Raw genomic sequence first — 10,377 nt, forward strand, 5'->3', positions numbered from 1 at the left:
AGGCTCAATCAACAGCTTATTATTCGCCATATCTACACCAACAGTATAATATCCTGCTGTTCCTGGTACTGGGATATCTTCACCTCTGTTGTCTACAGTTCCTAATGTGTACTCGCCATTAACAGGATCTCCAATTTTTCCTATCACTCCTTTGTAGTTTTCATCAGAACACAACTTGAAAGTACCGGTAGCTTCCATCCACACAATAATCCATGCATCATCAGGTTCGCTGTTAACTTTGATAAATTTAAGCTTGTTGTTCTGCGCTACTCGTCCTACACCATCACCAAACAGATAGAAGGTATTCGGTGCAAATAGAATGTCTAAATAAGGCGTTGTTTTAAAGTTTACAACAGAAGAGTAGATTGTGTCAACGCCTTCAAGAGAAGAAGTCATTATTCTTGCATAAACGGTAGTTTCTTCACCTACGGTTAATTCCAGTAGTTCAGTCAATACTTCATTAATAGCACCAACAGAGAAAGTGAAAGCATTATCAGAAGCATTCACATCAAAAGTAGTTGGATCAGAAAAATCAGATGAAGTAGAAAATTGAAGTTTATGCGTTACAACAATATCTACGCCGTATGATGCAGGCGTGTATGAAACCTGAATAGTTTCAGCTTTTGTAGCCTTTGATATTGCTAAAGTTTCACCAAAACCTTCAATATTGGTAGCTGGTGTATACTTTGCTTCATTTAATTGCACAATATCATCATCGTCGCAAGAAAAAAAGCTTACTGCGAGAAGTAATATGAGTATGTATTTTATATTCTTCATAATGTATTTTTTTAATCTATTAATAACCTGAGATATTCGACAGATTTGGATTTGCATTTATATCTGACGAAGGAATAGGAAATACATTATACTTTGCATCTGTAGTTTTACCATCTGCAACAGCACCTTTCCAAGGCCAATTGTAATCTCCAGTTGTTAATTTTCCAAATCGAACAAGATCGGTTCTTCTGTGACACTCCCAATGTAGCTCACGTGCTCTTTCGTCAAGAATGAAATTTAAGGTTAAATCTGCTTCAGTAATGTTTCCAGATGCATCTCCATATGCTCTCTCTCGAAGTTCGTTAACGTAATCTGTTGCAGTAGTCATATCGCCACCGGCACCACCACGAACGACAGATTCTGCATACACTAAATAGAAGTCACCCAATCTGTAAAGAGGGAAATCAGTATCAGGGAATGATAGATTTGAACCTACAGCTCCTGTTGAAGTAATGTTTTTGAACTTACGAAGAGCATATCCATCTCTAAAGTTGAAAATATCTTCTATTTCCAGATTTTGTCCTTCAGTATAAAACATGCCTCTTTTATCTGTTCCTGTAACGTCAGGGAAAAGGTTGACAAATGCTTCTGTAGTTCTGTTACCACCCCAGCCTCCGTCGATACCGGATTCACTTGCTGGCATATCGCCACCAACTGTAGAGTGAAGTATAAATGTCATACCACCCCATGTTTGAGTGCTGTTTCCATCTGATGCAATTGGGAAAATGATTTCGTTAGTTCTTAAATGATTATCAGCTAAGAATAGGTTCGCATAATCTGACTCAAGAGAATACCCGCCACCAATAATTTTATTACAATAAGTAATAGCTTCTGTATATTTTGGTACTCCGATATAAACCTCTGCATTTAAGTACATCTTTGCCATAATAGCCCAAGCCAGACCTTTATCAGCTCTACCATATTCGTTTGTTCCTGGTTCAGCTAATTCAGATTCAATCGCTGTAAGTTCAGACTCGATGTAATCAAATATTTGTTGCTGTGTAGCCATTTCTGGAAAGAAAAATGAACCGACTTCATCTTCTTCAGTAACAAATGGACCACGTCCAAACATATCTAACATATGGTAATAACTTAGAGCTCTTAATGCTTTAGCTTCATCACTAAAAGCTTTGTATTCAGATTGACCATTCGTTAGTTTAATCAGATTATTACAATAGGTTATTTGAAGAGTAATTCTGTAATACATAGCTGTAACGAATTCATTCGAACTGTCCCAGTCTTGATCGTGTAAATCTCTTAGATTACCATCATTCCAGGCACAAATAGCCTCATCTGTTGGTAACTCCTGATGATTCCATAATAGTCTTAGATAAGATGAGAAACCACCATTGATACTACTGATATCCTGATCAGAATCAACTGCGGTTTGACCACCTAAAATAAGTCCTGCATAACATTTTGCTAATAGTTGTTTATAAGATTCAGCATCTGTCAGTACATTTTCTCCAGTTTTTATATCCTCATCCAGAGGTACCGTATCCAGATCATCGACACACGATACACATGCAAATAATAATGCAAATGCTATCATGATGTAATTTGTTCTAAAATATTTCTTATCCATAATAAATAACATTTATCAATTAAAATTTCAAATTTAATCCAAACAAGAATGTTCTTGGTCTTGGATATACATCATTGTCAATTCCTCCGTTAACTTCAGGATCTAACCCACTATAATCAGTAAATACAAATGCATTTTGCACTGTTGCAAATGCCCTTGCGTTTATATCAAAACCGAAAAGAGGTTTTAATAATTTAGTAAAGTTATACCCAAGAGTAATATTGTCTATTCTTAAAAATGATGCGTCTTCAAGGAAATAATCAGAGTATTGTTGAGCAGTCTCAAACTGTGACTTATTAATTTCTGTAGGCATGTTTGTTAAGTACTCATTTACGGTCATCTCCTGATAACGGCCTCCTACTATAACATTGTTATACATTTGCCCGCCAATACCAACTCTACCGTTAAATCCAAAATCAAAATCTTTATATTTGATGCTGGAGGAGAATCCCATATTATAATCCTGTGCAGGATCTTTAGCATAGTATTTATCGGCTGTTGTAATTTCTCCATCTTTATTTCTATCTACATAAAGACCTTCAATTGGTTTCCCGTTACTATTATATACTTGTTCGTATACATAAAAAGTGTTTAGAGGGTGCCCAACTGAATTGATTTGAATAGTATTACCAACGCCAACACCACTAATATCACCTGTTTCAACTCCTCTGTAATTAGGATCATCATAATTTGTCAAACGGGTAATTTCATTCTTGTTATAAGCAAGGTTGAAGCCAATTTCCCAAAACAAATCTTCTGATTCTATTACTATCGCATTGACAGTGAATTCAAAACCATTGTTTTCCAAATCACCAACATTTGTCAATAATCTGTCAGTAAAGTTTGTTCCTGCTGGTACTGGAATTGTATTTAACAGATCTTCAGTTTTTCGCTTATATATATCGAATGAACCATTGATTCTGTTATTGAAAAATCCAAAGTCGAGACCTGCATTATACGTTGTTGTTTTTTCCCACTGTAATCCTTCGTCATATCCATCAGGTCTTATTAAAGTATAAAACTGATTACCGAATTGATATCTTGTTCTTGAATCACTTAATCGGTAAGTTCCCATGTATGGATAGTCACCACTATTTAACTCCTGCTGACCTGTAATACCGTAACCTAAACGAACTTTAGCATTACTTAATACATCAATGTTTTTAAGGAATGACTCTTCACTCATTCTCCATGCAAAAGCTGCAGAAGGGAAAGTTCCCCATCTATTATCTTCGTGGAATCTTGAAGAACCGTCTTTACGTAAAGTAGCTGTTAGGATATACTTATCCATGAATGTGTAGTTGGCTCTACCAAAGAACGAAACTAAGTAGTTTTCTGTTTCATTTTTGGAGTCTTCAATTTGATCATTATTTCTGTCAACCTCGAAAGCTGAAGATTTAGACCAGAAATGTTGCCACTCGTAACCACCCATTACATTGATTTTACTACTTAGGGATGGCAGGTCTTTATTATAAGTAAGATAAAAATCTACTAATTCATTCTTTTTCTCCTGAGTGTAATCTCTTTTTACTCCTGTAGAAGAAGCTCTTACCCATGAAGCATCCAAATCAGTATTTACATCACCATTACTATCAGAATAGTCATATCCTAATTTCATGCTTGCTTTTAAATCTGGAAGGAAATGTAATTTATAATCAGCTTGAAAATCCGCGATTACTCTTGATACATCAGAATTATCATCTTTTTGTTGTAATTGAGCAACAGGGTTACGTGTTGCATTCACATTTCTGGAACCATCACCCATTAACCAGGTTGTATAACCTCCGTAGATACCTGTATTATTAAAAACAGATTGTGTGGGATCCATACGTAAAGCATTTCCTATGGCACCTTTATCAGCAAATTGATTTTCAATAGCCATATATTTTACACCTATATTTATTTTTAGATGATCGTCTAAAAAACTAGGATTAACATTTAAAGTTCCTGTGGTTCTTTGCATTTCAGAAGTCTGCAAAATACCTTTCTGATCAGTGTAACCAGCCGAAACTCTAAATGGAATATTTTTGTACGAACCTGAAACTCCAACATTATGCTCATGTCCTGTTGCATCTCTGTATATTTCATCTTGCCAGTCTGTTGAAGCTTTACCCAATAATGCAGGGTTAACAGAAGAATGATCTGCAGCTCTTGCAGTCACTAAAGTTCTATACTCATCAGCACTTAAAACATCGATAGTCTCTTTAATTTTGCCTATTGAAAATTTAGAGTCATAAGTAATTTGTATTTTTTGGCCCGCTTTTCCTTTTTTAGTTGTAATAAGAATTACACCATTAGAAGCACGTGATCCGTAAATAGCAGTTGCTGATGCATCTTTTAATACAGTAAAGGTTTCAATATCGTTAGGGTTTAATGAACTTAAAACATTACTCATTCCATCAATTCCTCTGTTGTCTAAGGGCATTCCATCAATTACAATTAAAGGATCGTTACTTGCAGACATTGAGGAACCTCCACGAATTCTAATTGTTGATCCTGAACCTGGAGCTCCACCTTCACTAATAATCTGTACACCAGCAATTTTACCTACAATTAAATCTTGAGGAGAACTGGTAGTACCTTGGTTAAAATCATCTGATTTTACTGTAAAGACCGCTCCCGTTGCATCTTCCTTTCTGACTTGACCATATCCAACAATTACAACTTCAGAAAGGGTTTCGGTGTCAATGTCTAAAACAACATTAACTTGAGTTTGGGTACCAACAAGTATTTCCTGTGTTTTATAACCAATAAAAGAAAAAATTAGAGTAGATGTGGCATCGGCTGAGATGGTGAATTGACCATCAATGTTAGTACTTGTTCCCACAGTTGTTCCTTTAACAACTACAGAAACGCCGGGTATTCCCATGCCATCGTTTGCATCGGTAACTGTACCAGTCACTAGCTTCTCTTGTGCTTGTGTAATGGTAAAAGAACATACCATAACTAACATGAGAAGCAGTTTTCTGAACATACTAATGTTAAGTTTCATAAATTTAAAATTTAAGATAAATAAGAAGTTAGATGTAATGATAGTTTCATGAGATAGAGTTTAATTTAAATCGTTTCCGAAATTAGTACCACTCTATTACTTGATTCTATCAAGTTCCGATTTAGTAACTAGTTTACAATTATTGAACTCAATGTTTCCGACTATGAATCTTCCTTTATTGTATACTCATCGTTAGCTAAATCTTAAGTTAGCCTTAATTATTTTCTATATAAATATATAAACTGCCTGATTAATCGTATAAGTTAATGAATGTTAAAAGCACTGAAAATCGTCGCAAACGTCACCGCAAACGTTTGATATGTTAACATATGTATATGTGAATATGTATTCATAGAATAAGGTTCAAATTAATTGTGATTTATTCTAAATGTTAATACTTGAGAGTAGGAAGTAGGAGCCTGTTTTGAGTCATATTTAGTGTATTATCAGTGTATTACAAAAATATAGTCGACATACTAATATAAGAAAAAAAAGAGAGAAGTAAATAGTAAAGTATTAAAGATATAGCTAAAGAGCTGGAGATTGCTATTTTCAACAGTTTCGAGATCTTTAAAAGATCACCCTGATATAAGTGTGAAAACGAAAAAGATCGTTGATGCTTTGACTAATATTTGGCATCATAAGCATGTGTAGTTATTGTAAGTTTGCACAGTGGTAGACTCTTCATGTTTTTCGGTAGGGAAGGCAGAAGTAGTGATGACGACTTTATCTCATGTAAACTCAGAGCTAAGAGTAGAAGAATAAATATGCACTAGAGTTTTTTTTACAGATTTATTGTGAAGAAGGTATATGAAAAAAAAGGTCGTTTATTAAAATAAACGACCTTTTAAGTATTAGTAAATTATTACGGTTTTATTGCCAAGGTCAACTGTTATAATATGTTTTCCGGTGGTACCCTTAAACCAAAGGTTTTCATCACCATCTTCACGATCATCTTGCAAGGCATTTTCAAGATTAGAACTTACACCTCCACTAAAAAATGGGAAGTTATATTTGATTGGATCCCAGTCTTTTTGTCCCAGGAAACGGAAACGATCTATTGCAAATTCGGTAATTGCCTGATAGACATTAGGAGCAATGTTTACCATTTCTACAGCTTTACCAGGATCCCATCCAGCATCAGGAACACCTGCACCAACAATATAAATTCTGGAATTATCATCTGTATGTGCAGCATCTAGTATGATTGATTTCGAGTTTAAATCAATAGTAATTGTGTATTCTCCCGGAGTCCCCTTGAACCAAAGGTTTTCATCACCATCTTCTCTGTCTGCCTGTCTGGCATTTTCGAAATTACTGTCAACATTGCCAGTGAAGTCAGGGAAAATATATTTGATTGGATCCCAATCTTTTTGTCCCAGGAAACGGAAACGGTCTACCGCAAAAGTAGTGGTTGCACGATAAACATTAGGTGCAATATTAACCATTTCAACAGCATCACCAGGGTTCCATCCTGCAGGTACAGCCCCGCCTACCATATAGATACGAGAACCATCATCATTAGGGTCTGCTAATTTGTATAAGCTAAAACTCGTTTCGATAACCTCGGAAGCAAGTGCAGCAATGTTTGAAGAAACAGAAGCCGTTACTCTTATTAGAACGATTACAGGCAGTTCTGCCTCGAAATCAGCTCTTATTAACAGTCCGTTTAAAGCACTACTCTTTAGACTTATAAAATTATTGGTTGTTTCACCCAGTTCAATAGGGCTTGAGAAATCGCCACCATCTTTATCGGCTTGTAACTTATAAGTAATCTCTGTTGGTGCTCCAAAATCAGCATCTGACCATTTGAATGCGATGTTATTTTCGCCAGTTGCTTCGCTAATAATATAGGCCTCCCCATTTTCAGGAAGTTGAAGAACTGGTTTTTCAGGATTTGTACTCATGTATATTTGATTTGCATCCTTAGTACAGCCTGATAGTAGAGCTAATCCAGCTAGTAATGCAGAATATAATATTTTTTTCATCTTCATTTGAATTTAGATTAGTATCCAGGAGTTGGAGTTAAATTCGAATTTGAATTTAATTCGCTTAATGGAATAGGATATAAGTTGTAGTGTGAATCTACTGATTTGCCATCTTTAAGACCACCTTTCCAAGGCCATAAGTATTTTGAGTTACTGAATTCCCCAAAGCGAATAAGATCTGTTCTTCTCATACACTCCCAGGAAAGCTCTCGAGCTCTTTCATCAATAATAAAATCCAGACTTAAATCTGCCTCAGCAATATTTCCTGAAATATTACCGTAGGCACGAGTTCTTAGTTGATTGACATACGAATTGGCTTCTCCTAATGAACCGCCATTACCGCCTCGTAAAACGGATTCAGCATACATTAAATAAATATCAGCTAAACGAAACATTGGGAAATCGGTGTCTACAAAATTATCATCAGCACCATTGGTTCCGTCAGAGTTTTTGTTGGTGTATTTTACCAGCATATAGCCTTCTGTAAATTCACCAACTTTGTCAATTTCAAGAGCCTGACCTTCTGTAAAGAATAGGGCTCTTTGGTCGTTGTCCTGATCAAATTTATTTACAAAAGCAGAGGTTACACGGTTTCCACCCCAACCACCGTTAATCCCGGCATCAGCTGGTACATAATCACCACCCACTGAAGCATGAATGATATAGGTGGTTGCACCGTAAGTTTGAGAACTTAATCCATCGCATGCAAATGCGAATATCATTTCATTGGTTCTTAAATGATTGTCAGCCATGAATAGTTCCTGATAACTGTCATTTAATGAGTAAAAAGGGATCACCTTCTTACAGTAATCGATACACTCGGTATATTTTGCTTCGTTAATGTAAACTTCAGCATTTAAATACATTCTTGCCATAAGAGACCATGCAGCGCCTTTGTCAATACGTCCATATTCGTTACTTCCTGGTTCAGCTAATTGACTTTCAATTTCATTAACTTCAGTTTCAATAAATGTGAATATTTCTTTACGTGTTTTCTGCTCTGGTTTAAATTTACCTACAGGATCTGCTTCTGTCAGAATAGGTACACTACCAAATAAGTCTAAAGCATTGTAGTAAACCATTGCTCTAAGCAGACGAGCTTCAGCTCGGTATACCTCAATATTATTAAGGTCTTCACTAGTTAATGAACCAATTAGTTTACCCGATTCTGTATCTCTTAAATATTGATTGATAAACCCAATGGTTAGGTATAAGCGGGTGTACATATTACCCACAAAACCGTTACCTGCAGTCCATTTTTGATTGTGAAATTCTTTGATATCTCCATCATTCCAGGCTGCAATTGCAGCATCGGTTGATAGTTCCTGACAGTAGAATAACAAACGGGTATAAACTGTAGAACCTGGATCTCCTCCGGCAATATCAGCATTTCCACCAGCACCTTCTTGTCCTGCTAGTACAAACGAACCGTAAAGTTTCGATAGTCCTTGCTTGTATGATTCAGCTGAAACATAAATCTTATCTCCTGATTTATAATTAGGATCGATAGGCGTAGTATCCAGGTCGTCAACACACGAAGTTAATGTTGAGCCCAAAGCCACTGCGGCCATCAGGATATATTTTTTTATATTAGTTTTCATGTCGAAATGAATTAGAAATTAACGTTTACTCCAAATAGGAATGTTCTTGGTCTTGGGTAGATATTATTGTCAATACCGCCATATATCTCAGGATCCAAACCTTTGTAATCTGTAATTGTGAATACGTTCTGAACAGTGGTATACAAATAGATATTCAGTTTATCTTGCCAAACTTTACCTAAGTCATAACCTAGAGTGACATTGTCTAGCTTAAAGAATGAAGCATCTTGGATAAAATAATCAGAATGGTATTGTGCAGAAAAGAATTTCGCATCATTTGCATCAGCAACACGGTTGGTGATGTTGTTAAGTGAGCTGACAACACCTTCGAAATGACCTTTGTCTGATTCAATGTTATTGTAGACGTAATTCCCTAAACTTAAACGGGCATTCATTGATAGTGTCCATTTCTTGTATCCCAAATTAGATCCGAATCCGAAAGTCCAATCAGCAGATGGTTTTTTGTAGATATAACGGTCTCCTTCAAGTGTAATTTGACCATCCCCGTTGCGGTCAACATAAACGCCTTCAAGAGGTTTTCCATTTACATCGTACATTTGTTGATAGACATAGAATGCGTTTGCAGCATGACCTGTACTGTGAATTTGAATGTTATTACCGGTACCACCAGCAATACCACCAGTAAAGACCCCTTTGAAGTTAGGATCATTTGAGTCAGTTAATTTGGTGATTTCATTTTTATTGTAAGCAGCATTGGCATTCAATTCCCAATTCCAGTCATCATTTGCAATAATTATTCCGTTTAAAGCAATCTCAAGACCTTCATTTTCGAGAGAACCAATATTGGTTACAACACGGTTTTTAAGGTTTGAACCTGCTGGCACATCAACTTCATTGATCAAATCTTTAGTCTTGCGCTTATAAGCATCTATACTACCATTTAATCTGTTTTTAAAGAAACCGAAATCTAAACCAAGATTATAAGTTGTGGTCTCTTCCCATTTGATATCAGCATCGTAGGCGTTAGGACGGATCGTGTTGTAGTATGTGTCACCAAATTGATAACGAGCCTGGTTATCACCGATATTATAGATTCCCTGGTAAGGGTAATCTCCTTGTCCAATCTCTTGCTGACCTGTTACACCATAACCTAAACGTAATTTTAAGTTCGATAACTTATCAAATTGCTTTAAGAAAAGTTCTTCATTCATTCTCCATGCAAAAGCAGCGGATGGGAAGAGTCCCCAACGTTTGTCTTCGGAGAATCTTGAAGAACCATCTTGACGAAGTGTGAATGTAAATAAGTAACGATCTTTGAAAGTATAGTTCATACGTCCAAAAAATGAAACCAAGTAATTTTCAGTACCAGATTGTGAAGCAGGATTCTTTTCAAATGACCCATCAAATGTAGTTGTTGCACCATTAGCATCTTCTCTCCAGAAATGTTGCCACGAATAGCCACCTACAAGATCA

6 protein-coding genes are annotated in these 10,377 nt (G+C 36.0%); all 6 read right to left on the minus strand.

Going from position 1 to position 10,377, the window contains the following annotated elements; translation table 11 throughout:
- The coding region (locus ABY905_RS09530) for a SusE domain-containing protein (RefSeq protein ID WP_372642964.1) at positions 1 to 777 on the minus strand (777 nt) is incomplete at its 3' end.
- Between the two features lie 19 nt (positions 778 to 796).
- Positions 797 to 2,362 carry a RagB/SusD family nutrient uptake outer membrane protein gene (locus ABY905_RS09535; RefSeq protein ID WP_372642967.1) on the minus strand — a complete coding sequence of 522 codons (1,566 nt, stop codon included), beginning with the start codon at positions 2,360 to 2,362 and terminating at the stop codon, positions 797 to 799.
- A gap of 19 nt (positions 2,363 to 2,381) precedes the next feature.
- Positions 2,382 to 5,354, minus strand: a complete 2,973-nt coding sequence (locus ABY905_RS09540; protein WP_372642968.1) for a SusC/RagA family TonB-linked outer membrane protein — start codon at positions 5,352 to 5,354, stop codon at positions 2,382 to 2,384.
- Between the two features lie 854 nt (positions 5,355 to 6,208).
- Positions 6,209 to 7,342: a SusE domain-containing protein gene (locus tag ABY905_RS09545; protein ID WP_372642971.1), complete on the minus strand. Its 1,134-nt coding sequence runs from the start codon at positions 7,340 to 7,342 to the stop codon at positions 6,209 to 6,211.
- A 17-nt stretch (positions 7,343 to 7,359) separates the two neighbouring features.
- The gene (locus ABY905_RS09550; RefSeq protein ID WP_372642974.1) at positions 7,360 to 8,943 is read right to left on the minus strand and encodes a RagB/SusD family nutrient uptake outer membrane protein; all 1,584 of its coding nucleotides are present in this window, start codon (positions 8,941 to 8,943) and stop codon (positions 7,360 to 7,362) included.
- A gap of 11 nt (positions 8,944 to 8,954) precedes the next feature.
- The coding region (locus ABY905_RS09555) for a SusC/RagA family TonB-linked outer membrane protein (protein ID WP_372642976.1) at positions 8,955 to 10,377 on the minus strand (1,423 nt) is incomplete at its 5' end.

The organism is Ancylomarina sp. (genome assembly GCF_041555295.1).
In the GTDB taxonomy this organism is placed as follows: domain Bacteria; phylum Bacteroidota; class Bacteroidia; order Bacteroidales; family Marinifilaceae; genus Ancylomarina.